The sequence below is a fragment of the Microbacterium bandirmense genome, from assembly GCF_037204185.1.
Taxonomy (GTDB): Bacteria; Actinomycetota; Actinomycetes; order Actinomycetales; family Microbacteriaceae; genus Microbacterium; species Microbacterium bandirmense.
This window is the reverse complement of the sequence record NZ_JBBDGM010000014.1, coordinates 23,233-48,778: the sequence shown is the minus strand read 5'-3', so window position 1 is coordinate 48,778 and position 25,546 is coordinate 23,233. Positions and strand designations below refer to the sequence as shown.

Sequence of the window (25,546 nt, the reverse complement as noted above, 5' to 3'; positions counted from 1 at the left end):
GGACGAGGAGGACGCGATGCTGTGGATCCTGTGGGGCGTGATGCTGTTCGTCGTCGCGCCCGTGATCTTCCTCGGCATGTTCCTCTTCGGTCTCAACGGCGTCTTCGACAGCGTTGCCAAACGCCCGCCGCGCGATCGGCGCTGAGGCGCACGGGCGCGTGCCGGGGAAACGCAGAGCGCGCGCCCCCGAAGGGACGCGCGCTCCGTGACGGCGGGTCTGCTCAGCGCTTGCCGGCGATCTGGCGGCCGACGAGGTCGCGCATGATCTCGTTGGTGCCGCCGTAGATGCGGTGCACGCGGGCGTCGGTGAACGCGCGGGCGATCGGGTACTCCATGATGTAGCCGTAGCCGCCGTGCAGCTGCACGCCCGTGTCGAGCACCTCCCACTCGCGCTCGGTGGCCCAGTACTTGACCTTCGCGGCATCCTCAGCCGACAGCTTGCCGGCCTTGTACGCGTGCAGCGCGCGGTCGACGTAGGCCCACATCACCTCGGTCGTGGTGACCATGTCGGCGAGCTGGAAGCGGGTGTTCTGGAAATCGGCGATGCGCTCGCCGAACGCCTCTCGCTCCTTGGTGTAGGCGATCGTCCAGTCGGTGGCGGCCTGAGCGGCGGCTGCGGCGGCGACGCCGATCGACAGGCGCTCGAGCGGCAGGTTCATCATCAGCTGGATGAAGCCCTGACCCTCCTTGCCGCTGATCAGATTCTCGTCGGGGACGAACACGTCGGTGAAGCTGAGCTCGGCGGTGTCCCAGCCGTGGAAGCCCATCTTGCTGAGCTTCTTGCCCTGGTCGAAGCCCTCCATGCCCTTCTCGAGGATGAGCAGGCTGAACGCGTCGGGGCGGTTGCCCTCGCCGGTCTTCACGAACGTGACGACGATGTCGGCGGTGGTGCCCGACGAGATGAACGTCTTCGCGCCGTTGACGATGTAGCCGCCGTCGACCTTCTTCGCGTTGGTCTTGATGCCGCGAAGGTCGGATCCGGCACCCGGGTCGGTCATGGCGAGCGCGCCGAGCACCTCGCCGGTGGCCATGCGGGGCAGCCACTTCTCCTTCTGCTCCTGCGTGCCCATGTGCACGAGGTAGGGCACGGCCAGGTCGTCCTGGATGCCGAAGGCACCAGCCAGAGAACCGGCGCCCGCCGCGATGACCTCTTCCATCACGATGGTGCGGAAGCGGTAGTCCTGCAGCATGCCGGCGCCACCGAACTCCTCGGGCACCGACAGTCCGATCAGGCCGGCCTCGCCCGCGGCGAGCATGGTCTCGCGGTCGATCTCGCCGGCGGCGTCCCACTTCTCGATGGTCTCGTTCGAGACGTGGCGCTTGACGAAGTCCTTGACCAGATCGCGGAAGGCGTCGTGGTCCTCTTCATAGATGTCGCGTTCCATGTCGTCCTCCTGAACGTCGTGGCGGAAGGTGCGTCTTCGCACCGCGAGTCTACGGTCGGCGCGGCGTCGCGAAACAGTCCGTTGTGGGAATGCGTCTCACGAGCCATGACACTGCGTCTCGCATTTGTGGAATGCCGCAAGACGCGCTCCGCGCCGACAGCGCGTCAGTGCTCGTAGTCGGGTGCGGGCGGCAGCCCGAAGAACTCCTCCAGCGTGTGAAACCCGCCGTGATGGTACGCCGCCGCCAGTTCCTCACCGATGTAGCGGATGTGCCAGGGCTCGGGCAGATACCCGGTCGTGCCCGTCTCGCCCTGCTCGTACCGCACGATGAACCCGTGCCGCCACGCGTTCTCGGCGACCCACTCCCCCTGGGGTGTCTCGCCGAAGTCCTCATGGGTTCCGCAGCGCGAGGAGCAGGCGATCAGGTCGAAGGCGAGCCCGCTCTGATGCTCACTGAACCCGGGGCGCGCGGAGATGGCATCCGCCCCGGCCTGACCCTTGCTGCGCACGTGCGAACCGTAGGTGCGCGTCTGCACGTCGTAGGAGCGGTAGCCGTTGTTGATGCCGAGCACCCCGGCGCCGGCATCGCGCGAGGCGGCCGCCATGGCTTCGAGCGCGGCGGTCGCCTCAGGGCGAAGCTCGTTCGACCGCGACGTCGCCTGCAGATCGATGTCGGAGAGGGATGCCGGGGCGAAGCTCTCGGGCTGCAGAGGACGGTGCTTGTTGACGACGACCCAGACCCGACCCGGATCGTCGAGCGAGACGCACGGAGCACTGCCGCCGACGACCGCGGCACGGAACTCGGCTCCCCCACCGAACGCGCGCACGGTCGCCGCATCATCACCGGCGGCGAGCGCGGCGATCACCTGATCATCGCCGCAGGGATCCGCGGCGGGTACGGCGACGACCTCGACGGTCGGCAGTGCCATCGCGGCGGCCGGCGCCGGCATCTCGGTCGCTGCGATCGGCCCGCCCGGCCCGTCTGCGGCGACGCCGAGCACGGTCGCCAACGATGCCAGCGCGGTGAACAGCACGCCGATGGGCACGGCCAGGCGCACGGCGATCGGTTCACGCGCCGCATGTCGGGAATGCACAGCGCTCACCCCGACATTCTTGCTCAGTCGATGCCGCATTGCATTGCGAACGCATGTTCTAGCTTCTTCTTGACTTTTGATCGTTGTTTTGTTCGAATGATCAGATGCGATGGCAGGGACAGACGCTCGACGAGGTGGATACTGACGCGCTGCCCGGGCTGGAGAACCGCAGCGGCATCGTGCGTTCGGTGACGACGCCCGAGTTCGCCGGGATGACCTTTCACGAAGTCTTGGCGAAGTCGGCCCTGAACTCCGTGCCCGGACCGTCGAAGATGCCGTTCAGCTGGACGATAAACCCGTACCGCGGATGCAGTCATGCCTGCGTTTATTGCTTCGCTCGCGGAACCCACGAGTACCTCGACCTCGACGGCGGTGGCGACTTCGACTCGCAGATCGTGGTGAAGACGAACGTGGTCGAGGTTCTCGAGCGCGAGCTGCGGCGCGGGTCGTGGAAGCACGAGACTGTCGCACTGGGAACCAACACCGACCCGTATCAGCGCGCGGAAGGTCGCTATCGGCTCATGCCGGGGATCATCCGGGCCCTGGCCGATTCGGGCACCCCGTTCTCGATACTGACGAAGGGGACGCTGATCCGTCGTGACATCCCCCTGCTCATCGAGGCCGCGGAGCGGGTGCCGATCGACGTGCAGATGTCGATCGCGATGTACGACGACGACCTGCAGCGCTCGATCGAACCGGGAACCCCGTCCACACAGGCGAGACTCGACACCGTGCGGGCGCTCACCGACGCCGGCTTCCGCGTCGGCGTCTTCCTGATGCCGGTGCTGCCGCATCTCACCGACTCCGTCGCCGCGATCGACGCGGCGCTGCGCCGCACCAAGGACAGCGGCGCCGATCACGTCATCTACGGTGCCCTGCACCTGCGCCCCGGAGTGAAGCCCTGGTTCTTCCAGTGGCTCGAGCGCGAGCATCCCGAACTGCTGTCGTCCTATCGCGGGCTGTACCCCGGTGTCTCCTCCGAGGCACCGAAGGGATACCGACAGTGGCTGGCGAAGCGGATGCGCCCGATGATCCGGATGCACGGGCTGGAGGCGCGCAGCACGGAGGGCATCCGACAGCTCTCCCGCCCGGCCGCGCGACACGAGCCGGTGAAGACAACCGCATCGGCCGCCGACATGCTGTTCTGAGCACCCACCGCACGCGCCCCGCACCCCGCGGAGTTCCCGCGCCCCGCCCGGCACCCCGCGGTGTACAGAACTCCGGAAGAACACACGGAAACCGCCGGTTTCCGGGCTGTGGAGCCCCGAAACCGGCGGTTTCTCCGGAGTTGTGAACGACCTGAGTCGGGGACCGGGTCAGGCGGTCAGCTCGGCCGCAGTGGGAACGCGACCCGCGATCTCCTCGATGACCTCGTCACCCGGCTGAGCCTGGTCGAACGGGGCCTCGATCTCGGCACGGTCGAGCATGTCCTCCATGCGGCGGCGACGGTGACGCGTGATCAGCGTCACGACGCGGCCAGAACGACCTGCGCGCCCGGTGCGGCCTGACCGGTGCAGGTACGTCTTGTACTCGTCAGGGGCATCGGCCTGCACGACCAGATCGATGTCGTCGACGTGGATGCCGCGGGCGGCGACGTCCGTGGCGACCAGCACCTGCACCTTGCCCGAGGTGAGCTTCTGCAGGTTGCGGGTGCGCTTGGCCTGATTCAGATCGCCGTGCAGCGAGACCGCAGCGACCCCGGCATCCTCGAACTGCTCGGCGAGCATCTCGGCGTACGCGCGGGTGCGCGCGAAGACGAGTGTCTGACCATCGCGGTCGACAAGCGACGTGAGCACGTCGGCCTTGTCACGGTGCTCGATCACCAGCACGCGGTGGTCGATCGTGCCCGAGTCCTGATCCTCACCGGCGACCTCGTAGACAGCCGGTTCGTCGAGGAACTCATCGACCAGCGAGGCGACCTCGCGGTCGAGCGTCGCCGAGAACAGCAGCTTCTGGCTGTCGTCGGCGGTCTTGCGCAGGATGCGCTGCACGGGCTCGACGAACCCGAGCTCGCACATGTGGTCGGCCTCGTCGAGCACAGCGATGCGCACGTCGGACAGGTCGAGCTTGCCCTGCTCGATGAGATCCTCGATGCGTCCCGGGGTGCCGATGACGATGTCGACACCCTTCTTCAGCGCACCGACCTGGCGAGCCTGTGGCACTCCGCCGTAGATCTGCGTGGTGAACAGCCCCACGCTGCGGGCGATCGGCTGCACCGTGCGGTCGATCTGCAGCGCCAGCTCACGGGTCGGCGCGAGGATGATCGCGCGCGGCTTGCGACCGATCTCGCGTCGCTTGCCGGCCTGCGATTTCAGGATGCTCTCCACCAGCGGTGCACCGAACGCGATGGTCTTGCCCGAGCCGGTACGGCCGCGACCCAGCACGTCGCGTCCCTCGAGGATTGACGGGATCGTCGCCGCCTGGATCGGGAACGGCGTCTCGGCACCCATATTGCGCAGCGTCTCGGCGATGTTCGACCCCAGCCCGAGGTCGGCGAACGTCACATCGGCGACCTCCGTCGCCTGCACGGCCTCGGCCTCGAGCCGCTCGTGCACGACATCGACGTGCTCTTCGTGCTTCTTGACGCTCTCGGTCCGGTTCCAGTCGCTGCGGCTGGGACGATCATCGCGGTTCTCGCGGGCGGGACGCGCCGGACGCTCGTCGCGGTCGTACCGCGGGCGCTCGGTGCGCTCGTGACGCGGCTTGTCGTCACGGCCGTGCCGCGGCTTGTCGTCACGGTTCGGGCGGGAGAAGTCACGGTCGTCGCGACGCGGACGGTCGTCACGGCGCGTGTAGCCGCCACGGTCGCGGTCTTCGCGGTCGTAGCGCGGGCGCTCGTCGCGAGCCGGCCGGTCGGTGCGGTCGAACCGCGGACGATCATCGCGACGCTCGTAGCCGCCACGGCCACGGTCGTCACGGTCGAAGCGCGGGCGCTCGGTGCGGTCGAAACGCGAGCGGTCGTCACGGTTGAACCGGGGTCGCTCGCCGCCGGCGCCGAAGCCACGGCGGTCATCGCGACCCTGGCGGTCGTCACGGCCATGACGGGGGCGGTCGCCACCGAACTGCGGCCGGCCACTGCCGCCGCGGTCGAAGCGCGGGCGCTCGCCGCGGTCGTTGCGGTCGTAGCCGCCACGGTCGTCGCGACGCGGGCGATCGTCTCGCCGCGGACGATCGTCGAAGCGACGCTCCCCGCGCTCCTCGAACCGGCGCCCGCCGCGCCCCTCGAACCGGCGCCCGCCGAAGTCACGGCCCCGGTCGTCGCGGTCGTTGCGGTGGTGCGGTGCCTCGCGACGCCCGGACTCGGCGCGGTTGCGGATCGAGCGCGACTCGTCACGACCGGCGCGCTCGGAGTCGCTCCAGCGGCGCTTGGGTGCTGCGGCCCCGGACTCGACGGCGCGATAGCCGCGGTGCTTCGGGCTGCGGCTGCCGGGACGCGTATCGGCGCGACGATCGCTCGAGTACGAGCGACGGTCGTCGTCACGACCGGCCGACGAGCGCTCGTCGCGAGCACCCGGACGACCACCGGCGTGACGGTCGTGGAACGAGGCCTTTTTCGCATAGCGCGGCTCGAAGTTACGGGATGGGCGTCCGCCCTTGGGCTTGCCATTCTTGGGCATGGTGTTTCCTGACTGTCTCTGACACGAGAACAGCGTCCGCGGCGGCGCACAGAGATCAGCGCACGGCAGACATACCCGGGCATTCGTCGGCCGGGGCCATTCATGTGATGGTTATGAACCATCGGCCCCTGGGCTCACACTCGTTCACACGCCCGCGCCCCTCACGGAGCGCGGCTGCCCGAAGCCGACAGGTGAAGTCTACCGGCCGCACCTGAGAGAGTGCCCGCCGTACGATGGCCTCATGAGCTCGCCCACCGGCATCCAGATTCACCTCCGTCGAGGCGCGGTCACCGCGCAGATCGCGCAGGTCGGCGCCTCACTGCGCCACCTCGTCGTCGATGGCGTCGAGATCGTGCCTCCGTACCCCGAGGATGCACCGGCCCCGTCCTGCTCTGGGGTCGTGCTCGCCCCGTGGCCCAACCGGATCCGCGACGGCATCTGGCAGGACGGCGACACCACCCGCGCGCTGGCGATCACCGAGCCCAAGCTGCGCAACGCCAGCCACGGACTGCTGCGGTTCACCGCGTACGACATCGCCGAGCAGTCCGACGAGGCGGTCACGCTCGCCGCGGCGATCGTGCCGCAGACCGGGTACCCCTACCTCATCGAGACGACGGTCACGTACGCGCTGTCGGATGCCGGGATCGACGTCACGCACACCCTGACGAACCGGTCGCCGGAGCCGGCGCCGGTGGCGCTGGGAACGCATCCGTTCCTCACCATCGGCGGCATCGACCCGCGCGACCTCGTGCTTCGCCTGCCCGCCGAGACGTACTTCGAGACCGATGATCGGATGCTGCCGATCGGCGAATCCCCGGTGGCCTCCGGCACGGATCTGCGCGAGGGCCGCCGCCTGGGCGAGCTCGCGCTCGACACGGGGTTCGCCGGTCTGCACCGCGACGCCGACGGCCAGGTGCGCACGACTCTGACGGCGCCGGACGGCCGCACCGTCACGCTGCACCAGGGTGAAGGACTCGACTACATCCAGGCGTACACGACGACCGGATACCCCGGCCAGTCGCTCACGGTGGCCATCGAGCCGATGACCGCGCCGGCCGAGGCGTTCAACTCCGGGCGCGGCCTGCGCCGTCTCGCGCGCGACGAGTCGTGGACGCTCAGCTGGGGCATCCGCTTCGCCTGATCTGGCCCCGGCGTCGCTCCGGTCGCCGTCTCGCCCGCCTGCCGAGCGGCACGGCGGGAGAAACGACGACCTGAAGACGGGTCAGTCGACCTGATTGGCCGTCGGCAGTCCGCGCGAGCGCAGTTCGCGCCGTGTGGGCTGGCGCTCCGCGCTCTCGGCGGCGACGGTCGCAACGACGGATGCTGCCGCTGCAGCCGCTGAGGCCGCAGCTGCGGCCGCGGAGGCCGCCGCAGCCGCCGCCACCATCGGATCGCCGGCGCGCACCGGCACGACCACCGCGGCTGCCGGTTCGGCCGTCGCCAGCTCGGCACCGGGCTGCGCAGCCGGCTCAGCATCCGGAATGCCGGCGGGCGCAGCATCCGAAACTCCGGGCGCAGCAGCCACGTCGCCGGCAGGTTCGGCAGCACCCTGTTCGGCAACACCCGGTTCGGCAGCAGACTCAGCGCCATCCGACGCACGAGGCGCATCCGTCGGCGTCGCGTTCCCGGCCGGCTCGGCATCAGCATCCGATGCGCTCACCGCAGCCGCACCCGCCGGCACCGCCGCGACCGGCACAGCAGCCGCGCTCGGCACCGCGGCCGCACCCGCGCGACCGCCGCCATCGGAGCCGTCGGAACCGTCACCGCCCGAACCGGGGCCGTCGCCATCCGGTCCGCCGTCACGACCGGCGCGCTTCGCGGCGCGACGCTCACGGGCACCCTCGACGAGGTTGTACAGGGTCGGCAGCACGATCAGCGTCAGCACGGTCGACGACACGAGGCCGCCGATCACGACGATCGCGAGCGGCTGCGAGATGAACCCGCTGTGCCCGGTGATGCCCAGCGCCATCGGCGTCAGCGCGAAGATCGTCGCGAGCGCGGTCATCAGGATCGGCCGCAGACGCTTCTCACCACCGGCCATCACCGCGTCGTGCGCCGACAGCCCCTTCTCGCGATACTGATTCACCAGGTCGACGAGCACGATCGCGTTGGTCACCACGATGCCGATCAGCATCAGCACACCGATCAGCGAGGCGACGCCGAGCGGAACGCCCGTGACGATCTGCAGCAGGATCGCACCGGTCGCCGCGAACGGCACCGACACGAGCAGCAGCAGCGGCTGACGCAGCGACTTGAACGTCGCCACCATCACCACGTACACGATGAGGATCGCCGCGAGCATCGCGAGGCCGAGCTGCGAGAACGCGTCGGACTGCTGCGAGGCGACGCCGCCGATCTCGACGTCGGCGCCGGATGGCAGCTCGACGGCCTCCATGGCCGCGGTCACCGAGGCGGTCGCCACGGCGAGGTCGTCGGATGCCGGCGGCACCGTCACGGTGGCCGTGCGCGTCCCCTGCTGGGTGGTGATCGAGGTGGGTCCCTCACGCTGCTCGACGGTCGCGACGTCCTGCAGCTCGACCGGGCCGAGCGCGGTCGGGATCACCAGCTCCTGCAGCGCCGTGACCGTGGTCGGCGGCTCTGCGGCGGCGAGGTACACGGTCAGCGCGCTGTCGTCGATCTCGACCGATCCGAGCTGCTGCGGACGCATGGCGTTCGACACCATCGACCCGACCGCGACCTCGCTCAGCCCGCGCTCCGCGGCGGCCTCACGGTCGACGACCACGGCGATGTAGGGCAGCGAGGCGGCGAGGTTGTCGGTGACCTGGCCGATGCCGTCGCGGCCCTCGAGCTCGTCGACCAGCGCGGCGGTCGCCGTCTGCAGGTCATCGCCGTTGGCGGCGGTCACCGTCACGGCGATGTCGGTCGAACCGAATCCGGCGGCACCGGCGACCGAGATCTCTCCGACGTCGTCAAGGCCGTCCACGGCCTCCTGCACGTCGGCCCGCAGCTGCTCCTGGTCGACGTCGGAATCGGTCATGATCGAGTAGGTGACGCCGGCACCACCCGAGAAGGCATCCATCAGCGACGATCCGCTCGAGCCGATCGACACCTGCACGTGCTCGATGCCATCGACGTCCGAGAGGGCATCCTCGACCTTCTCGGCCGCGTCGGACTTCGCCTGCAGGCTGGCCGTCGGGCCGAGGTCCTGCGTGACGGTCATGGTGTTCTGACCGGAGTCGCTCAGGAAGTTCACCTTCATCAGCGGTGCCAAGGCCAGGGTCCCGGCCAGCACGACGACGGCGAGCGCCACCGTGGTCAGCGAGTGCTTCAGGGTCCACGACAGTATCGGACGGTACATCCGCTGCAGCGGCGTCGGGGGCGCCTCCGGCGCCTCGGGGTCGACGCGGTTGCCGTTCTCGTCGATCAGCGGCTTGCCTGGCTTGAGGAACCAGTACGCCAGCACCGGCACGATGGTCAGTGCCACGAGCAGCGAGGCCGCCATCGCGATCGTGACGGTCATCGCGAACGGACGGAACAGTTCGCCGACCATGTCGCCGACGAACACGATCGGCAGGAAGACCGCGACCGTCGTGATCGTCGAGGCGGTGATGGCGGATGCCACCTCGCGCACGGCCAGGCGGATCGCCTCCCCCTTGTCGGCCCCCTCGACGTAATGTCGTTTGATGTTCTCGATGACGACGATCGAGTCGTCGACGACGCGGCCGATCGCGATCGTGAGCGCGCCGAGCGTGAGCACGTTCAGCGAGTAGCCGAATGCCTGCAGCCCGATGAAGGTGATCAGCACCGAGGTCGGGATCGATATCGCGGTGACGAGCGTCGATCGGATCGACAGCAGGAACACCAGGATCACGACGACGGCGAACACGAGACCGAGCAGACCCTCCACCGCGAGCGTCTCGATGGACTGCTGGATGAACGGCGCCTGGTCGAAGACGACCGTGAACTCGGCATCCGGGAACGACTCGCGAAGATCGTCGAGCGCGGCGAGCACACCTGTCGACACCTCGACGGTGTTGGCGGCCGGCAGCTTCGTCACGGCGATCGACAGGGCGTCCTGGCCGTCCACGCGTGAGATCGAGGTGACTGGATCGGCCTCCTGCGCAACCGATGCGACCTCTCCGATCGTGGCATCCGTGCCGACCAGCGGCAGCTGTGCGATCTCGTCGGCCGACGAGATCTTCGCCCCGGTCTGCACGGTGAAGGTGTCATCGCCCTCGGTGATGGATCCGCCGGGGAACAGCACGCCGTTCTGCTGCAGCGCCTGCGTGATCATCTGCGGGGTCGCCTGATGCTCGGCCAGCTTCGCATCGTCGGGGGTGATGGTGACCCGCTGGCCGACGCCGCCGACGATCTCGGCAGCGTTGACTCCCTCGACATCCTCGATCTCGGGGATCACGACCTTCTCGAGGTCGGCCTGCGCGGATTCGGCGTCATCGAAGCCGGTCACGGCGACCTGGATCACGGGGAAGTCGTCGATCGACACTGAGAGCACCTGCGGGGCGACGTCGTCCGGCAGCTGCTGGCCGATGCGGTTGATCGCCTGCTGCATCTTCTGCTCGGCAGTGGCGAGATTGGTGCCGTAGGTGAACATCGCCTGCACGACCGAGGCATTGGTGGTGCTCGTGGCCGTGGTCGACTCCAGCCCCGGCACCCCCTGCACGGCCTGTTCGATCGGAGTCGACACGTCGTTCTCGACGACCTCGGGCGAAGCGCCGGGGTAGCTGGTCATGACCACCAGCGCCGGCAGCTCGAGCGAGGGGATCAGCTCCTGCTTGAGGTTGGTGAGCGCGAGCCCGCCGAAGACGGCGGCCACGATCGTGATGAGCGCGATGAGTGCGCGGTTGCGCAGACTCAGGACGGAGAGTTTCGACATGTGCGTTTCTCTGGGTCGGTGTTGCGTGGCGGGTCAGGTGGTCGTGGTGCCGAGGATGTCGGCGAGGGCGGACTCGAGGAAGGCCATCGAGAGCGGCTCGTCATTGATGCGGGAGTGCCAGAAGACGCCGTCGATGAAGATCGCAGCGGCGGTCGCCCGCTGCGGTCCGAAGTCGGCGACCAGGAAGCCGGCCATCTGCTGCGACCAGCGGCGGGCGAGCTCGCGCAGCTGCGGGTCGTTGACCGCAGCGGTCACCACGGCGCGGTCGGCCTCGAGCGCGTGTGCGTCGGCGAGGCCCCGCGCGAGCAGCTCGGCGAGCACGGCGGGCGTCGTGCCCCGTTCGTCGAGGTCGGATCGGATGCCGTCGATGCGGGCATCCACTTCCGCGACGAGGAACCGCAGTGCTTCGGCGCGCAGATCATCCAGCGTGGCGAAGTACTGAGTGGTGGCCCCGAGCGGCACACCCGCACGCGCTGCGATGAGACGATGGGTCACGGCGCCGACGCCGATCTCGACGATCAGCTCGGCTGCAGCGGAGACGATGGCGCGGCGCCGGGTCTCCGGATCGCGCCTGCGGCGCACTGCAGCTTCGGTCATCCCCGCTCCCCTTTCTGTACATTTGTACATTTCGGGACTTGGAGCGGGCTGGGAGCGTGATCGCGTCCGGCGTCACAGGGCGGCGCCGAGCGCCAGGCCGGCGAGGGCTGCGAGGACCCCGGCGGCCAGCATCCCGATCGCATTCAGCAGCGCCGCCCGACGCTCGCCGTCCCGCCACAACGCCACGGTGTCGACCATCGCGGTGCTGAACGTCGTATACCCGCCGAGGAATCCGGCGCCGACGACGAAGGCCGCCTCCGGCAGCGCGCCGACGACGATCCCCAGCGCGAACGAGCCGGTGATGTTGATGAGCATCACTCCCCACGGGAATCGAGTGCCCACCAGACGAGCGACGCCGGTGTCGATGAGGTAGCGCACACCCGCACCCAGACCGCCGCACACGGCGGCGAGCGCGAAGACGAGCGGGCTCACGCTTCCGCCTCCCGTCCGCCGCGCCCGCGGCCGATCTTCAGGCCGAGCGCAGCCGCGGCGAGACCCATCACGATGCTCGCGACGACGTAGCCGATGCCGAGGGCGGGAGCGGTCGTCCACAGGGCGACCGCGTCGACCGCGAACGCACTGTACGTCGTGAAGCCGCCCAGCACCCCGGTGCCGAGGAAGATGCGCAGGTCGACAGCCGGCAGGCGCGCGACCAGCATCCCGAGCAGCAGCGAGCCCACCACGTTCGCGACGAGCACGCTCAGCGCGGCGCCGGGAATCAGCAGTGCCAACGCGAGGCGCGCGGCGGTGCCGATCGTCCCGCCCGCCGCGGCGAGCGCGGCGCGGCGCAGCACGGTGCGTGCAGGTGCCGGGGTGCTCACCTGCGTCACTCTATCGGCGGGTCGCCTGAGATCGGCATCCGGCACCATTCCGTAGACTCGGGAGATCCTGCGGACCCCCGCACGCACCACCGCACAGCGCAAGGAGGACGACGCCCGAGTGCTGACGAGAAGGATCTTCGGATGGTCGCGTCTGCTCGCTGCGGTCGTGTGCATCGTCGCGCTCGCGCATCGGATGCTGTGGGGCATGGGCGCGCAGACGATCGCCGGCGACAACTTCTTCGCGTATCTGACGATCCAGTCGAACTCGGCCTTCGCGGTGCTCGCGATGATCGCCGGGCTGATCGCCCTGCGCCACGACGAGGACCCGCTCTGGCTGACGACGGCTCGGGCGCTGGTGCTCAGCTGGACGGTGACGGCCGGGCTCGCGTTCGCCCTGATCGTGTGGCAGGCCGGTGTGCGCGGCATCCCGATCACGGTGCCCTGGTCGGATGTCGTGCTGCACTTCGTGCTGCCGGCGTGGTCGATCCTGGCATGGGCGATCGGGCCCGGACGGCGCGGCGCGTCGTGGCGCGTGGTGCCGTTCGTGCTGCTGTATCCGGTCGTCTGGGGCGTGTTCACGATCTGGCGCGGCGGGGTGATCGGCTGGTACCCGTACTACTTCCTCGACCCGCGCCAGGTCTCGGGCATCCCCGAGATGATCGCCAGCTGCGGCGTCGCACTGTCGATCTTCGCGCTCGTCGCGGCGGGACTCGTCGTGATCAGCCGGCTGCGCACGACGGTCGCGCCGCCGCCGGTCAGTTCTCCGGCTCGTCCGGCTGCGGTGCGAAGAACGTCAGTGACGCCCGTGCGACGACCTTCGCGTCCTGCGAGCTGAGCGCGGCGAACTCGGCTGCGGGTTCGCCCCCGACCAGCCCGACGAGCACCGGCTCACCGGTGACGGGCTGCAGGTTGAGCCAGGTGCGGATCGGGCCGTCTCCCCCGACGACATGCCAGATGGTCTCCTCCGCATCCCAGAACGGCTCGTCGAACCGCATCCACACGGTCTCGATGTAGCCGGCGGCGAGGTCGGCGATCGCGCCGCGGTGCTCGAACGGCAGGGCCGGCGCGAACTCGATGCCCTGCTGCTGCAGCACTCCCAGCGGAGCGGTGACGATCACCCGATCGAACGACAGCGATTCGCCGGTACCCATCCGCAGGCTGACGCCGCGGTCATCGTACGCGACCCGCACCACCGGCGAGGCGAGGGTGACATCGATCTCGCTGAGGTTGTCGTCGATGAAGGCGCTGAGATCTCCGGTCAGGCCGTTGAGGGCGTCGGGGGAGAACTCGGGCGGATACCAGCTGGATGCCCGCGTCGGGTCGGCGCCCGTCGTGGCGGCCAGCCAGGCCAGCGCCGCGGCAAGTGCGGGCTCGGTCGGGTCAGCGCCGTCGGCTTCGAGTGCGCCGGCGAGCGGCACGTCGGTCGGCAGAGTGCTGGCGTGCTCGATGGCCTGGGCGATCGGGGTGTCGTCAATGGAGTCGGTCGCGCCCTCGGCCGACCAGCCCACCGCGGTGTCGAGGCGGATGCGCTTGTCGCTGATGGTGATGAGCCGGCTGTCGAGTGCGGCCACGTCGTCTTCGCCGATCAGCCACGCGCCGAGTTGCACGGGGACGGGCCAGTCGTCGTCGCTCTGGGTGAGCAGTCGCCCGCCGGTGCGCTCGCGCGCCTCGAAGATCGTCACCGGGTGGCCCGCATCGGCGATGATGCGCGCGGCGGCGACACCGGCCGCGCCGGCGCCGATCACGGCGATGCGCTCAGCGTCGGATGCTGCCGCGAGCACTCCCAGGCCCGCACGGCGCCCCGAGTCGATGGCCCCGAGCACGGTGCCCGAGCTGTTCGCGTCAGTGGCCTCGCCGGCGAAGAAGACCCGGTCGAGCACAGGGGTGGCGAGGGTGTCGCGGTGCGTCGGGTCGGCGCCCGCGGGCAGGTAGCTGATGGCCCCGAACGAGTAGGGGTCGGTCGACCAGGTCGATCGCGCCCATCCCGCAGGCACCGGCACGTTGGCCGGTGCCGAGGGCTTCGGCCCGGGCGTGGTCGTGCGGGTCGGCTTGGGCTTGGGCTCGGGGGTGCACGCGGCGAGCAGCACCGCGACGGCGCCGGTGCCGGCGCCGACGAGCAGGGATCGGCGAGTGATGCTCATCGTGAAGCCAGACTACCCGGCTCGAACTTTCCGCCGTCTTCCTCGGTGGCGCGTGCACGAAACGGAGGAGATCTCACGAAACGGAGGAGCGGATGCTGAAATCCGCCCTTCAATCCGTGCGATCTCCTCCGGAACGGGTGAGGTCCTAGGGCAGGCACAGGGCCTGGCGCCGTGCCCGCGCAGCGGGCTAGAGGTTCCCCTCCGCGTAGATCCGCAGTGCATCGCGGACGAACTCCGCACCGGCGGTGCCGCCCTCGCTCGTGGCGTAGTTGGCGCCGAAGCGCGGGTCGGCGACGTACATCTCGCCGAGGCCCAGCACGTACCCCTTCACATCGCCGTCCGGCCGGTGCGCGGGGGTGCCGGGGATCCCGGTGAGCCAGTCGACGTGGCGGCGGGCCAGCGCCTGCGCCTCGTCGGATGCCGGGTCGACACTGCGTTCAGCGGCCGCGATCCAGTCGGCGCCCAGGTCGGCGACCCGCTGCTGCCAGGCGGTGCGCTCATCTGCGCTCATTCCGCGCCACCAGCGGTCGCTGTCGGCGTAGGCCTTCTTGCCCCAGCGGCTCTCGACCTCGTCCTTGTACTGTGTGTGGTCGAAGCCGTCGAACATGCTCTCTGCCATGAGTTCTTCTCCTTCTCGAAGTGCGGTGATGGTTGATTCGACGGAGGCGATCTGCCGCTGCATCCGCTCCTGCTCCTGGCGCAGCCAGGCGAGGTGCGTCTCGAGGGCGGTCGCCTCGGATGTCCGGCCCGTCGACAGACCCAGGGACCCGTCAGGCGGATCGAGCACCTCGGCGATCTGCGGCAGGCCGAGCCCGAGCTCGCGCAGCAGCAGGATGCGCTGCAGACGCACCAGCGCCGCCTGGTCGTAGTGCCGATAGCCGTTGCCGGCGATGCGGGTGGGCGGGAGCAGACCGATGTCGTCGTAGTGCCGCAGCGTTCTGCTCGTCGTGCCCGCCATTCGGGCGATCTCCTGGATCGACCAGTCCATGGCATTCCTCCTTCCGTCGATATCTCCACGGTAGAAGTTGACGTTGCGTCAATGTCAAGGCGCTCAGTGGATCCACGCCTTCGCAAGGATGATCACGATGCCGAACGCGGCAGTGGTGAGCGACCCGAGAATGCGGATCGGCCATGGTGCGCGGCGACGGTGAAAGGCGATGTACCCGAGCACCGCCAGCACCAGCACGCACATCCACAGCGCCAGCCAGATCGCGGTTCGATCCTCGATGAGACGCGTGGCTCCGAACAGCAGGATCGCGAGCGGGATCAGTGACGACAGCAGCAGCCCGAGCGAGCGCTTCAGCGCCCGCCGGAACGATGTGCGCAGTCCCACGACGCGCCCCTGTTCCAGCCCGTGACCGGCGACTGTCCCCGCGTAGAGGTGAGCCAGCCAGAAGACCAGCACGGTCACCAGCACCGTCGCGAACACCTGCAGCGACGTGGCACCGTGCACGCCCGAGACGGCGGTCATGCCGGCGACGAGGATGACGCCGTAGACCGCTTCCTCGGTGGCGAAGCTCGCACGCAGCAGGCGCGCGGCGGTAGATTCCTGACTCTCTTCAGGCACAGCCCCAGAATACGAGCACCGCACCTGGCGTGTCAGTGCGCCTGAAGTGGGTACCTCTCCCCACTTCAGGTGTTTTCCTGGCCGTCGGGCCAGATCGCGCTCTTCCATCCCCTAGAGTGATCTCGGCCGAGGTCCGCGGGGAGAGTGGACCTGCACAGCGCCCGAACCGGAGGACTGCTCATTCATGCCTGAGACGATCGAGACCACGTCGACCGGGCTGACCCGACGCCGCGCGCTGAAGGTCGCCGCGTGGTCGGTTCCTGCTCTCACCGTCGCACTTGCCGCGCCGGCGAGTTCTGCCAGTGAGAGCATCGACCTGATGCTGGCACCGTCAGCGGGTGGCTCGGTCGGTACGACCAACCCGGAGGGCACCCGCCAGTGGCAGCTCACCGCCGGATCCGGCTGGGAGGCATACTCCGAGGTCGCCGAGGTTCCCGCCGGCACGGTTCTGACCGTCTCGTCGGACATCCGCATCCTGCCCAACCCCGTCGTCACCCTCATGCCTCAGGACGAGGTGCTCACCGCGACGAGCACGTCCACGACAGGCAACATGCAGACCTCGACATACACGCTGCCGGCGATCCCGCCCGGCGGATACCTGGAGGGCGTGCCCTTCACCGTCACGTTCGACGATGTCGACCCGCTGCCGTGGGCGGAGGATCTCGGCCCTTTCACCGTCAGCATCGCCGCCCCCGCCGGAGTGAACGACCCCGACACCGGCAACAACCTCATCAGCAGCGAAGTGGTGTACAGCGACATTCCGTGACCGACTAACGCAAGGCCACAAGCGGCACCTCACCTCTCGGTGGGGTGCCGCTTCTCAGTGGATGCCCAGACAGCACGACTGGTGCAATCGAGATATATCGTGTTATGGTCGGTCTCAACGCGATATATCTCGATATCGCCGCCAACAAGGAGAGTACGACATGACCGAGAAGTGGCTCATCGCCCCCGGCGAGGAACGCGTCATCGACATCGCCTCCGCATCCAAGCTCAAGGTCGGGCTCGTGGGCGGACAGGTCGACGTCGTGGCACACGACGAACCGGGCATCCGCATCGAAGTGCACGGCGTCACCATCAAGGACCTGCGCGTCGAGTCCGACGGAACCCAGGTCGAGATCGACCACCCCCAGATCGGCTGGGACAACTTCCTCGAGGTGTTCCGCAACTTCGGCGCCGGCGGGCCCAAGGCCGAGATCAGCATCGCCGTCCCGCGCGCCATCGCGCTCACCCTGGGCGTCGTCAGCGCCGGCGCACTCGTCTCGGGCATCCGCAACGACGCCAAGCTGAACACCGTCTCGGGCGACATCATCGCCGACGGCATCACCGGCGACCTCACCGTGAACTCCGTCTCGGGTGACGTGCAGGTGCGCGGCCTGGTCGGCTCGATCAACGCCAACAGCGTCTCGGGCGACGTGGCCGTGACCGGCACGATGCGCAAGGCGACCGTCGACACCGTCTCGGGCGACGTGCTCATCGACGCCATCGGCGACATGAACACCGTGAACCTCAACACCGTCTCCGGCGGTACGAAGATCCGCCTCGACGAGACCCTCCCGGCCAACTACGTGCTGCGCAGCATGAGCGGAAAGCTCATCGTCGACGGCGAGCAGCGCTCCAGCGGCGGCCCCAGCAACTACACCGGCCAGAAGGGCGAACTCGCCGGCAGCTTCGTCGACGTGCGCGCCAACTCGGTCTCGGGCGGCATCACCGTGCTGCGCCGGCCCCAGGTCTCGGTCGCCGACGACGCGGAGTGGGAATCATGAGCCCCGCGGTCTTCTCACACGGCGACCTGCGCCTTTACCTGCTCTCGCTGCTCGCCGAGGCTCCGCAGCACGGCTACGGCATCATCCAGGCGCTCACCGACCGCACGGGCGGCACCTACACCCCCAGCGCGGGCACGATCTACCCTCGCCTCGCAAAGCTCGAGGAAGAGGGGCTGGTCACCAAGACCGTCGACGGCCGCACCACCATCTACGCGATCACCGATGCAGGGCGCGCAGAGCTCACGACGCGCGAGAGCGAGCTGGAGGACATCGAGGAGGGACTCGCCGACTCGGTGCGTCTGATCGCGAGCGAGGTGCGCCAGAGCGTGCAGGAGGCGATGCGCAGCCTGCGGGCCGACCTCGCCACCGCCGCCCAGGAGGAGAAGCGCGCCGCCAAGCAGCGCGCCCGTTCGGAGGGCATGAACGACGAGCGGGCGAGCAGCCGCGAGCAGCTGCAGCGGGCGGATGCCGCCATCAACGCGTTCCGGGCGCAGGTGCGCACCGACCTGCGCACGCACGTGGCGCGGGGAGGCGCCGTCGCGGCATCGGTCGTCACCGACCTCGAGAGGGCGCTGGACGACGCGGCCCACGCGGTCACCCGCGCACTCAGCGTGCGGGATGGCAGCTGAGCACTCCGGTCGGGGCTACTCGCTCCAGACGTCTTCCTGCTCGTCGGGCACCGGCTCCTCCTGCGGAACGACGAGCACCGAGCGATACTGACGGTGCGCGAGGCGCGCGGCGACCGATCCGGTGAAGAACTCGCGGATCGACTCGCCGAGCCCGCGCTTGCGCGTGCCGACGACGATCAGCTGCGCGTCGAGTTTCTCGGCGAGCTGCTTGATCGCCAGGGCGGGATCTCCGACCAGCTGGCGGGCCGTCCACACGATGTCGGTGGTCTTCAGCTGCTGCTCGGCAGCCTCCTGCACGTCCTCGAACTCGGCGACGCCGGCGTCGAGGTTCAGATCGATGGGCGCGGAGTGCACGTAGCCGTCAGGATCCTCGTATGTGACGAACCGGGTGACGTCGACATGCACCACGACGAGGGGCGAGCCGAGCAGCTTCGCATAGCGCAGCGCCTCTTCGAGCACGTGCGCAGGCTGTCCCGGCTGAAGGCCGACGATGACCGCCTTCTGCAGGGCGGCGTTCTGAGCAGCTTCGTCGGATGCTGCAGGCGTGGAATCCGTCATGTCGGTCCTTCCGCTAGGGGCCGCAGGACGGCCTGATGCTCTGGCGTGCGTGCTATCCTGAATGCTACTCTTACCGGCCTCGAGCCGGTGCCGTGAATATCATCGGGCCTTGCACAGCCCGCTGCTGAACTCGTAAAAGGGGGTCTCGCGCATGGGCCGTGGCCGTCAGAAGGCGAAGCACACGAAGATTGCTCGCGAACTCAAGTCGTACAGTCCGGATGTGAACTTCTCCGCCCTGGAGAGTGAACTCGGGCATCCGTCGTCCGACGATCAGTACGTCGACAAGTGGGCCGACATGTACGAAGACGAAGACGAGGATGAGCTCGAAAGGGCCTGATCCTCTTCTTCGCACGACAGACACCCTGGCGACCGGCATCCGCTGAGTCGACCAGGGTTTCGTCGTCGCTCGGCGCACCCGGCAGAATGGGCGGATGCCCCATGTCGCCGCGCTCTACCGTCATCCGATCAAGGGGCTCACCCCCGAGCGCTGCGATGAGCTGACGGTTCAGCCCGACGGCCGCATCGCCGGAGATCGGGTGCTCGCGTTCCGCTTCGCGGAGGCCGCCGAGCCCGAGCACCGCGACGGTCTGGACTACTGGCCGAAGTCAAAGGGCCTCGCCCTGGAGTCGTTTCCGTCGCTGGCTGCGCTGCGGGTGTCGTACGACGGCGAGGCGCGACGCGTGCGGATCATGCACGACGATTACCTGCTGGTCGATTCGACGCTCGACACCGAGGGCCGCGCCGAACTCGCCGAGATCATGACCGCGTTCGTGCTCGACTCCCCCGAGTGGAAGCTGCTGCAGCGCGAGGGCCGACTGCCGCTCGCACTGGTCGGCGACGGCGTGCGCGCACGGTTCCAGGATCGCGCCCGCGGGTTCGTCAGCGTGCACAGTGAGGCGAGCGTCGACGCCCTCAGCGGTGCGCTCGGCCAGCAGGTCGATGACCGCCGATTCCGTTCGAACGTGGTGATCGATGGCGCGGATGCCTGGGACGAGCTCTCGTGGGAGGGCGAGGTCCGCATCGGCGATGTGCGCTTCACCGCCGAGGGCCCGATCGTGCGGTGCCTGGCCACCCATGCGAATCCCGACACGGGCATCCGGGATGCGAAGGTGCTCACCACCCTCACCCGCTCGCTCGGGCAGGACAAGCCGACCCTCGGGCGCCTGCTGCTGCTCCAGTCCCAGGCAGGTGGCGTCACCGGCGCCGTCGGCGACGACTCAGGCGCTGGCGGCACGATCCGCGTCGGCGACGAGGTCACCTTCGGCTGAGGCCGGGGCGTTCCCCGTCACATCTGGAGCCGACAGCGAGAGCCTCGATCTGCGCATGCCGTGCGCAGATCGAACCGGAGTCACTCCCAGCGCGTGCAGGGCACCTCCTCGAAGGCGAGAATCCGCTCGTCCTTCGTTACGAGCACCAGCCCGTCCAGACGCGCCTGCGCGACCAGCATCCGATCGAACGAGTCTCGATGCTCCCACGCGAGCTCGTCTGCCTCGCGCATGTGCTCGACGCTCAGAGGAAGTTCGGTGGCAAGCAGAGCCTCTCGCAGATGCGTCCAACGCGCCAGCAGACACTCACCGTGCGGCAGTCGTCCCAGCCGCGACTTCTGCGCGATCTCGCACGCGCTCGCTGCCGCGAGGAAGATCTCGTCGGTCGCGCCGAGCTCATCACGCAAGCCTCGGGACCTGTGCCGGATCGGTTGCCAGCCACAGCAACAAGTGTGTGTCCAGCAGGTATCGACTCATCCAGCGGCGTCCAGCGGGTCAGAGGGATCGCCGCTGCACATTGACCGTCACGTTCATGTGTACAGTCTCGCGTGGTCTGGTCAACCTGACCAGACCATGTCCTGCGCTTCCCGCCAGGCTATTGCCCTGGCAGATCAGCGGTCACGAGGAAGTCGCCGATCACCGTCACGCCATCCTCTAGATAGACCGGAATGCTCACGTCCGCACCAGCGTTCTTCCTCTGCCACGCGAGCGCATCGTCGGGCGACCCGAACGTCTTCATGGCTGCCGTGCCATCGGCAGCCTCCAGTTCGGTCCTTCGCACATACCCCACCTTGCCGTTTCGCGCTTCAGCTCGGATCAGGTCAGGCTCCTCGGCAGGCGTGCGAGCGTCTGCCGACGAACCGAAGGACTCGCCGCGAGTGTTCACGCCGTATGTGGGAGCGGGCATGGGGGTCGTCTCGATGTCACCACCGCTCACGTTCGCCGGTGCGAAGAGGGCGGGGACCGCGGCCACTGCTGCACCACCCACAACTCCGAGCGCCAGCACGAGCACGCCGACGCCAACGGTCTTGACTGCAAGGCGATTCATGGCGATCTCCTAGGAACTGCGTCGCGCCCTTGCCCCACCCCACCCCGACGGGATGCAACCACTGCCAGCCTTCGCAAGAAGCGTGTAAGCTCCAGCGCTTCCCGAAGAAGGTAGCCCATTCCAGGAGGTGCGTCCAGCATCGCGTTGACGCATTAAAGATGCCTCAGAGGCGGATCGTTCACAGATCGTCGATCGACGTGACGCTGAGCAGGTCCCCCAATGGCAACGCTGTCGCACGCTCGTTCAGCGAGTACCGCCGGTTGCCGGGATACAGTACCCATAGGTGCTCGAGAGCCAACGCCGAGTCTTCAAGTGCCGACACCATCGAAGATGTCAGCCGCGGAGCATCCGTCCGTTTCATCTCGAAGCCGTTGCGCGAACCGAATCGCTCGAGGACCAGATCCACCTCTGCGCCATTGCTGGTGCGCCAGAAGTAGAGCGCAGCATCGTCTGCGCGACGGAGCACCTCATCGACGGCAAGGGACTCCCATGACGCACCGATCCCCGGATGACGCCGCAGTGCATCTTCCGAATCGACTCCCCACAGGGCATGCAGCAATCCGGTATCGCGCAGAAACACCTTCGGCGTGCGGATGAGCCGCTTGCCGGCATTGACCGTCCACGGTTTGAGCGTGCGAACCAACATCGCATCGTTCAGCCCGTCGACGTACCGTCTGGCCGTTGATTCTCCTATGCCGAGCGCGCGAGCCGTCGAGGCTGCGTTCCAGAGATTCGACTGATGCTGAGCGAGCTGCGCAAGGAATCGCTCAATGCTCGCGGCGGGCAATGTGAGTCCGAATTCGCGCAGATCACGACTGGCGAGCGTGCGGATGTACGACCGGCGCCACCGCATCGAGTCTTCTTCGGTCGCCGCGAGAGTGGATCTCGGATATCCGCCACGGATCCACACCTTGTCGACATCGTCGACGTCGGCTGCACCCAACCCAGGAAGCTCGATCACCTCGACGCGCCCCGCAAGCGACTCCGCCGATTGCCGCAGCGCATCGGGCGATGCACTGCCGAGGACAAGGAAAGTCGCAGGATCACCGGGGCGATCAGCGAGAACACGCAGTACCGGGAACAGATCAGGATGACGTTGAACCTCGTCGATCACCACGACACCGCGGAGCGGCTGCAGAGCCAGCATCGGCTCGGACAGACGAGCGAGATCTATCGGGTCTTCGAGATCGAAGTAGTTTGCGGCTCCCGGCTGCACGAACGTGCGCGCAAGAGTCGTCTTGCCGACCTGGCGAGCGCCCACGAGCAATACGACCGGGGAACGGCGGATCGCGTCGGCGAGCTCCTTCTCCGATTGCGCTCGGGTGATCATCACCTAAAGCTACCATGCAATTCCACCAGTCACTGGGGGAATTGCATGCCTACGGTCCGATCACCAGCTCCCGTGCCGGTGCTCCCACTCGTCTTCGATGGTGCGTCGCCGACCGGCGACCATCCCGGCCGGGAACGTGACGATCAGCACACCGGCGACGATCAGCAGCGGAATCGTCCACCCATCGCTCACGTCGTGCAGCACACCGACCAGCAGCGGGAACACCGCCGCGAAGATGTACCCGACGCTCTGCACGAAGCTCGAGAGCAGCACCGCACTCTCCGAGGTGCGGGATCGGATGCTGATCAGCACGAGCGACAGCGGGAACAGCACTCCCACAACACCGAACAGCGCCATCCACAGCGGCAGCAGGGCCGGGATGGGCGCGAGCAGCAGCCCGAAGACGCCTACGAGTCCCCCGGCCGAACCGACGATGAACAGCGGACGAGTTGCTTGGAATCGTACGACCAGCACCGGCACCAGCAACGAGGCTGGCAAGCCGATGAACGCGAAGAGCGACAGCATGAACCCGGCGGTCGCGGCGTTGACCCCGACCAGGTCGGTCACGATCGCGGGCAGCCACGCGAACGACACGTACGCCATCGTCGACGACGTGCCGAACGTGAACGCCAGCGCCCACACGAGCGGGATTCGCGCGAGACGGGCGAACAGACGGCGAGTCGTGGGAGAGGTGGGGATGGGGCCGGTGAGCGCGTCGTCGTCGGATGCTGCCGGCGCACCCGTGGCCGGCATTTCGTCTCGCTCGGCTTCGCCGCGCTCACTCAATGACCGGGAGGCTGCGGGCCGGATCAGGATCAGGATCCACGGGATCGCACCGGCGAGCGCGAACACTCCCCACATCGCCAGCGAGAAGCGCCAGTCGACGGCATTCGCCACCGGCACGGCGACCAACGGCGGCACGAACGTCGAGAACGCCATCGCCGTGGTGTACAGCGTCATCATCAGCCCGATGCGATCGGGGAAGTACTTCTTGACCAGGGGCGGCAGCAGGATGTTCCCCATGCCGATGCCTGCGAAGATCAGCGTCGACGCGAGCAGCAGTCCGATCGACTCGCCCGCCAGGCCCCGCCACACGAGGCCGACGGCGATCGCCAGAAGCGCCAGCACCGTCACCCGCTCGATTCCGAGCTGCCGCTCGAGCAGCGGCGTGAGCAGACCGAACAGCGCGAAGCATGCCGGCGGCAGCGTGCCGATCACGCCGAGCACGGTCGGGGAGACCGTGAAGTCGTAGCCGATGAGGTCGATGACCGGCGAGAGGGATGCCACCGCCGAGCGCAGCGAGAACGCGCACAGCAGGATGCCCAGCAGCGCGAGCGTGCGACCCCGCCACCGCGCGCCCGAACCGGTCATGACGACTGCGACTTCTCGACCCAGTCGAGGTACTCGTCGGTGACGGTGCCGGTGATGTACCGGCCGTCGAAGCAGCTCATGTCGAGATCGGTCAGCTCGGAGCCCTCGATGATCGCGGCCTTGAGGTCGTCGACCTCCTGATAGACCATGCGATCGGCGCCGAGCTCTTCCGCGATCTCGGGGATCGTGCGTCCGTGCGCGATCAGCTCGTGCTTGGACGGCATGTTGATGCCGTACACGTGCGGATAGCGCACGGGCGGCGCAGCCGACGCGAAGATGACCGACTTGGCACCGGCGTCCCGCGCCATCTGGATGATCTGCTTGCTGGTCGTGCCGCGCACGATCGAGTCGTCGATCAGCAGCACGTTCTTGCCGCGGAACTCCGTCGACATGGCGTTCAGCTTCTGCCGCACGCTCTTCTTGCGCACCGCCTGGCCGGGCATGATGAAGGTGCGGCCGACGTAGCGGTTCTTGTAGAAGCCCTCGCGGTACTCCTTGCCGAGCTTGCGGGCGACCTCCATGGCCGACGGTCGCGACGAGTCGGGGATCGGCATGACCACGTCGATCTCATCGAGCGGCACGTGCTTGGCGATCGTGTCGGCCAGCCTGTCGCCCATCCGCAGACGCGATTCGTACACCGAGACGCCGTTCATCACGCTGTCGGGGCGTGCGAGATACACGTACTCGAAGGCGCACGGCGTCAGCTGCGTGGTCTCGGCGCACTGGCGCGTGTGCAGTTCGCCGTCGTTGGTGATGAACACCGCCTCACCGGGCTCGACCTCGCGCACGATCTCGTAGTCGGCGTTCTCGAGCACCAGCGATTCGCTGGTGACGACCCACTCATCTGCGTCACCGGGCGCGGCCGCCTTGCGACGCCCCAGGATCAGCGGACGGATGCCGAAGGGATCGCGGAACGCGAGCAGACCGTACCCGGCGATGATCGCGATCACCGCGTACGCCCCCTCGATGCGGGAGTGCGCGCGCTCGACGGCGTCGAAGATGCGGTCGGGATCGAGGTCGACCGTCGACGTGGAGGTCTGCAGCTCGCCGGCGAGCACGTTCAGCAGCAGCTCGGTGTCGCTGGACGAGTTCAGGTGCCGGCGGTCGCGATGCGCCATGTCGGCGGTCAGCTCACGGGTGTTGGTGAGGTTGCCGTTGTGGATGAGCACGATGCCGTAGGGCGCGTTGACATAGAACGGCTGCATCTCCTCCTCGTTCGAGGCGGTGCCCTTCGTGGCGTAGCGCACGTGGCCGAGGCCGACGTTGCCCAGCAGCGCGCGCATGTCGCGGGTGCGGAACGCCTCGCGCACCATGCCCTCGGCCTTCGCCATGTGCATCACACCGCTCGACTCGACGGTGGCGATGCCGGTGGCATCCTGACCGCGGTGCTGCAGCAGCAGCAGGGCGTCGTAGATGTCCTGGTTGACGGGGCCGCCTGCGACCATTCCGACGATGCCGCACATGGGGTTCTACTTCATCCGTTCTGTCAGTGGGGGTGCGCG

Annotated in this window: 25 protein-coding genes; 9 read left to right on the top strand and 16 right to left on the bottom strand. The window is 68.3% G+C overall.

From position 1 onward, the window contains the following. The first annotated feature begins 16 nt into the window (after window positions 1-16). A complete protein-coding gene (locus tag WDU99_RS14400; RefSeq protein ID WP_337333151.1) occupies window positions 17-145 on the top strand; it encodes a hypothetical protein in 129 nt (42 codons plus the stop codon). A 76-nt stretch (window positions 146-221) separates the two neighbouring features. On the opposite strand, the gene WDU99_RS14395 is transcribed toward WDU99_RS14400, so the two are convergent. Together WDU99_RS14395 and WDU99_RS14390 are read right to left on the bottom strand one after the other, a co-directional pair. After that, complete coding sequence (locus WDU99_RS14395; protein ID WP_337333150.1) at window positions 222-1,385, bottom strand: acyl-CoA dehydrogenase family protein; 1,164 nt, start codon at window positions 1,383-1,385, stop codon at window positions 222-224. Window positions 1,386-1,549: 164 nt separating this feature from the next. After that, the gene (locus tag WDU99_RS14390; RefSeq protein ID WP_337333149.1) at window positions 1,550-2,488 is read right to left on the bottom strand and encodes a M15 family metallopeptidase; all 939 of its coding nucleotides are present in this window, start codon (window positions 2,486-2,488) and stop codon (window positions 1,550-1,552) included. A 95-nt stretch (window positions 2,489-2,583) separates the two neighbouring features. Between WDU99_RS14390 and WDU99_RS14385 the strand changes: the two genes are divergently transcribed. Further along, on the top strand, window positions 2,584-3,627 hold the full coding sequence (locus WDU99_RS14385) for an Rv2578c family radical SAM protein (protein ID WP_337333148.1): 1,044 nt from the start codon (window positions 2,584-2,586) through the stop codon (window positions 3,625-3,627). A 168-nt stretch (window positions 3,628-3,795) separates the two neighbouring features. Here the strand turns inward: WDU99_RS14385 and WDU99_RS14380 are convergent, their stop codons facing one another. Then, window positions 3,796-6,096, bottom strand: a complete 2,301-nt coding sequence (locus tag WDU99_RS14380) for a DEAD/DEAH box helicase (protein WP_337333147.1) — start codon at window positions 6,094-6,096, stop codon at window positions 3,796-3,798. A 241-nt stretch (window positions 6,097-6,337) separates the two neighbouring features. On the opposite strand from WDU99_RS14380, the gene WDU99_RS14375 reads away from it, so the two are divergent. Continuing rightward, window positions 6,338-7,237, top strand: a complete 900-nt coding sequence (locus tag WDU99_RS14375) for an aldose 1-epimerase family protein (RefSeq protein WP_337333146.1) — start codon at window positions 6,338-6,340, stop codon at window positions 7,235-7,237. An 81-nt stretch (window positions 7,238-7,318) separates the two neighbouring features. On the opposite strand, the gene WDU99_RS14370 is transcribed toward WDU99_RS14375, so the two are convergent. From WDU99_RS14370 to WDU99_RS14355, 4 genes are all read right to left on the bottom strand, one after another. Further along, a complete protein-coding gene (locus WDU99_RS14370; protein ID WP_337333145.1) occupies window positions 7,319-10,951 on the bottom strand; it encodes an efflux RND transporter permease subunit in 3,633 nt (1,210 codons plus the stop codon). A 33-nt stretch (window positions 10,952-10,984) separates the two neighbouring features. Continuing rightward, entirely contained in the window at window positions 10,985-11,548 is a 564-nt protein-coding gene (locus WDU99_RS14365) for a TetR/AcrR family transcriptional regulator (RefSeq protein ID WP_337333144.1), read from the bottom strand. Window positions 11,549-11,620: 72 nt separating this feature from the next. Then, the gene (locus WDU99_RS14360; protein ID WP_337333143.1) at window positions 11,621-11,980 is read right to left on the bottom strand and encodes a fluoride efflux transporter FluC; all 360 of its coding nucleotides are present in this window, start codon (window positions 11,978-11,980) and stop codon (window positions 11,621-11,623) included. Then, window positions 11,977-12,369 carry a fluoride efflux transporter FluC gene (locus WDU99_RS14355; RefSeq protein ID WP_337333142.1) on the bottom strand — a complete coding sequence of 131 codons (393 nt, stop codon included), beginning with the start codon at window positions 12,367-12,369 and terminating at the stop codon, window positions 11,977-11,979. Before WDU99_RS14355 ends, WDU99_RS14360 begins: the two co-directional genes overlap by 4 nt. Before the next feature lie 118 nt (window positions 12,370-12,487). On the opposite strand from WDU99_RS14355, the gene WDU99_RS14350 reads away from it, so the two are divergent. Next, entirely contained in the window at window positions 12,488-13,204 is a 717-nt protein-coding gene (locus WDU99_RS14350) for a Pr6Pr family membrane protein (RefSeq protein ID WP_337333141.1), read from the top strand. On the opposite strand, the gene WDU99_RS14345 is transcribed toward WDU99_RS14350, so the two are convergent. The 3 genes from WDU99_RS14345 to WDU99_RS14335 all read right to left on the bottom strand — a co-directional run bounded on the left by WDU99_RS14345 (window position 13,125) and on the right by WDU99_RS14335 (window position 16,077). Continuing rightward, complete coding sequence (locus WDU99_RS14345; RefSeq protein ID WP_337333140.1) at window positions 13,125-14,510, bottom strand: flavin monoamine oxidase family protein; 1,386 nt, start codon at window positions 14,508-14,510, stop codon at window positions 13,125-13,127. The two genes, WDU99_RS14350 and WDU99_RS14345, sit on opposite strands and share 80 nt — an antisense overlap. Window positions 14,511-14,697: 187 nt before the next feature. After that, complete coding sequence (locus tag WDU99_RS14340; RefSeq protein ID WP_337333139.1) at window positions 14,698-15,498, bottom strand: MerR family transcriptional regulator; 801 nt, start codon at window positions 15,496-15,498, stop codon at window positions 14,698-14,700. 63 nt (window positions 15,499-15,561) lie between these two features. Continuing rightward, the gene (locus WDU99_RS14335; RefSeq protein WP_337333138.1) at window positions 15,562-16,077 is read right to left on the bottom strand and encodes a hypothetical protein; all 516 of its coding nucleotides are present in this window, start codon (window positions 16,075-16,077) and stop codon (window positions 15,562-15,564) included. Between the two features lie 184 nt (window positions 16,078-16,261). Between WDU99_RS14335 and WDU99_RS14330 the strand changes: the two genes are divergently transcribed. From WDU99_RS14330 to WDU99_RS14320, 3 genes are all read left to right on the top strand, one after another. Continuing rightward, window positions 16,262-16,843 carry a hypothetical protein gene (locus WDU99_RS14330; protein WP_337333137.1) on the top strand — a complete coding sequence of 194 codons (582 nt, stop codon included), beginning with the start codon at window positions 16,262-16,264 and terminating at the stop codon, window positions 16,841-16,843. Between the two features lie 160 nt (window positions 16,844-17,003). Next, entirely contained in the window at window positions 17,004-17,843 is an 840-nt protein-coding gene (locus WDU99_RS14325; RefSeq protein ID WP_337333136.1) for a DUF4097 family beta strand repeat-containing protein, read from the top strand. Further along, the gene (locus tag WDU99_RS14320; protein ID WP_337333135.1) at window positions 17,840-18,472 is read left to right on the top strand and encodes a PadR family transcriptional regulator; all 633 of its coding nucleotides are present in this window, start codon (window positions 17,840-17,842) and stop codon (window positions 18,470-18,472) included. Before WDU99_RS14325 ends, WDU99_RS14320 begins: the two co-directional genes overlap by 4 nt. A 15-nt stretch (window positions 18,473-18,487) precedes the next feature. Here WDU99_RS14320 and WDU99_RS14315 read toward each other — a convergent pair whose 3' ends face one another. Continuing rightward, complete coding sequence (locus tag WDU99_RS14315; protein WP_337333134.1) at window positions 18,488-19,030, bottom strand: universal stress protein; 543 nt, start codon at window positions 19,028-19,030, stop codon at window positions 18,488-18,490. A gap of 151 nt (window positions 19,031-19,181) precedes the next feature. Here WDU99_RS14315 and WDU99_RS14310 point away from each other — a divergent pair, with 151 nt between their 5' ends. Together WDU99_RS14310 and WDU99_RS14305 are read left to right on the top strand one after the other, a co-directional pair. Continuing rightward, window positions 19,182-19,367, top strand: a complete 186-nt coding sequence (locus WDU99_RS14310; RefSeq protein ID WP_337333133.1) for a DUF3073 domain-containing protein — start codon at window positions 19,182-19,184, stop codon at window positions 19,365-19,367. Window positions 19,368-19,461: 94 nt separating this feature from the next. Continuing rightward, a complete protein-coding gene (locus WDU99_RS14305) occupies window positions 19,462-20,298 on the top strand; it encodes an MOSC domain-containing protein (protein ID WP_337333132.1) in 837 nt (278 codons plus the stop codon). A gap of 80 nt (window positions 20,299-20,378) precedes the next feature. Here the strand turns inward: WDU99_RS14305 and WDU99_RS14300 are convergent, their stop codons facing one another. The 5 genes from WDU99_RS14300 to purF all read right to left on the bottom strand — a co-directional run bounded on the left by WDU99_RS14300 (window position 20,379) and on the right by purF (window position 25,507). After that, window positions 20,379-20,702, bottom strand: coding sequence for a type II toxin-antitoxin system VapC family toxin (locus tag WDU99_RS14300; protein WP_337333131.1), 324 nt, complete (start codon window positions 20,700-20,702; stop codon window positions 20,379-20,381). Window positions 20,703-20,890: 188 nt separating this feature from the next. Beyond that, a complete protein-coding gene (locus WDU99_RS14295) occupies window positions 20,891-21,343 on the bottom strand; it encodes a hypothetical protein (RefSeq protein ID WP_337333130.1) in 453 nt (150 codons plus the stop codon). A gap of 178 nt (window positions 21,344-21,521) precedes the next feature. Continuing rightward, window positions 21,522-22,673: an ATP-binding protein gene (locus WDU99_RS14290; RefSeq protein WP_337333129.1), complete on the bottom strand. Its 1,152-nt coding sequence runs from the start codon at window positions 22,671-22,673 to the stop codon at window positions 21,522-21,524. Window positions 22,674-22,733: 60 nt separating this feature from the next. Beyond that, on the bottom strand, window positions 22,734-24,044 hold the full coding sequence (locus tag WDU99_RS14285; protein ID WP_337333128.1) for an MFS transporter: 1,311 nt from the start codon (window positions 24,042-24,044) through the stop codon (window positions 22,734-22,736). Beyond that, window positions 24,041-25,507: an amidophosphoribosyltransferase gene (gene purF / locus WDU99_RS14280; RefSeq protein WP_337333127.1), complete on the bottom strand. Its 1,467-nt coding sequence runs from the start codon at window positions 25,505-25,507 to the stop codon at window positions 24,041-24,043. The genes WDU99_RS14285 and purF overlap by 4 nt, the downstream gene beginning before the upstream one ends. Window positions 25,508-25,546: the final 39 nt, after the last annotated feature.

Bases quoted from the DNA above. Each gene is read 5' to 3' on its own strand.
- WDU99_RS14325 (WP_337333136.1), top strand. From the start codon at position 17,004: ATGACCGAGAAGTGGCTCATCGCCCCCGGCGAGGAACGCGTCATCGAC.
- WDU99_RS14400 (WP_337333151.1), top strand. From the start codon at position 17: ATGCTGTGGATCCTGTGGGGCGTGATGCTGTTCGTCGTCGCGCCCGTG.
- WDU99_RS14320 (WP_337333135.1), top strand. From the start codon at position 17,840: ATGAGCCCCGCGGTCTTCTCACACGGCGACCTGCGCCTTTACCTGCTC.
- WDU99_RS14305 (WP_337333132.1), top strand. From the start codon at position 19,462: ATGCCCCATGTCGCCGCGCTCTACCGTCATCCGATCAAGGGGCTCACC.
- WDU99_RS14385 (WP_337333148.1), top strand. From the start codon at position 2,584: ATGCGATGGCAGGGACAGACGCTCGACGAGGTGGATACTGACGCGCTG.
- WDU99_RS14290 (WP_337333129.1), bottom strand. From the start codon at position 22,673: ATGATCACCCGAGCGCAATCGGAGAAGGAGCTCGCCGACGCGATCCGC.
- WDU99_RS14315 (WP_337333134.1), bottom strand. From the start codon at position 19,030: ATGACGGATTCCACGCCTGCAGCATCCGACGAAGCTGCTCAGAACGCC.
- WDU99_RS14375 (WP_337333146.1), top strand. From the start codon at position 6,338: ATGAGCTCGCCCACCGGCATCCAGATTCACCTCCGTCGAGGCGCGGTC.
- purF (WP_337333127.1), bottom strand. From the start codon at position 25,507: ATGTGCGGCATCGTCGGAATGGTCGCAGGCGGCCCCGTCAACCAGGAC.
- WDU99_RS14340 (WP_337333139.1), bottom strand. From the start codon at position 15,498: ATGGACTGGTCGATCCAGGAGATCGCCCGAATGGCGGGCACGACGAGC.
- WDU99_RS14295 (WP_337333130.1), bottom strand. From the start codon at position 21,343: ATGAATCGCCTTGCAGTCAAGACCGTTGGCGTCGGCGTGCTCGTGCTG.
- WDU99_RS14370 (WP_337333145.1), bottom strand. From the start codon at position 10,951: ATGTCGAAACTCTCCGTCCTGAGTCTGCGCAACCGCGCACTCATCGCG.
- WDU99_RS14330 (WP_337333137.1), top strand. From the start codon at position 16,262: ATGCCTGAGACGATCGAGACCACGTCGACCGGGCTGACCCGACGCCGC.
- WDU99_RS14395 (WP_337333150.1), bottom strand. From the start codon at position 1,385: ATGGAACGCGACATCTATGAAGAGGACCACGACGCCTTCCGCGATCTG.
- WDU99_RS14365 (WP_337333144.1), bottom strand. From the start codon at position 11,548: ATGACCGAAGCTGCAGTGCGCCGCAGGCGCGATCCGGAGACCCGGCGC.
- WDU99_RS14285 (WP_337333128.1), bottom strand. From the start codon at position 24,044: ATGACCGGTTCGGGCGCGCGGTGGCGGGGTCGCACGCTCGCGCTGCTG.
- WDU99_RS14380 (WP_337333147.1), bottom strand. From the start codon at position 6,096: ATGCCCAAGAATGGCAAGCCCAAGGGCGGACGCCCATCCCGTAACTTC.
- WDU99_RS14345 (WP_337333140.1), bottom strand. From the start codon at position 14,510: ATGAGCATCACTCGCCGATCCCTGCTCGTCGGCGCCGGCACCGGCGCC.
- WDU99_RS14310 (WP_337333133.1), top strand. From the start codon at position 19,182: ATGGGCCGTGGCCGTCAGAAGGCGAAGCACACGAAGATTGCTCGCGAA.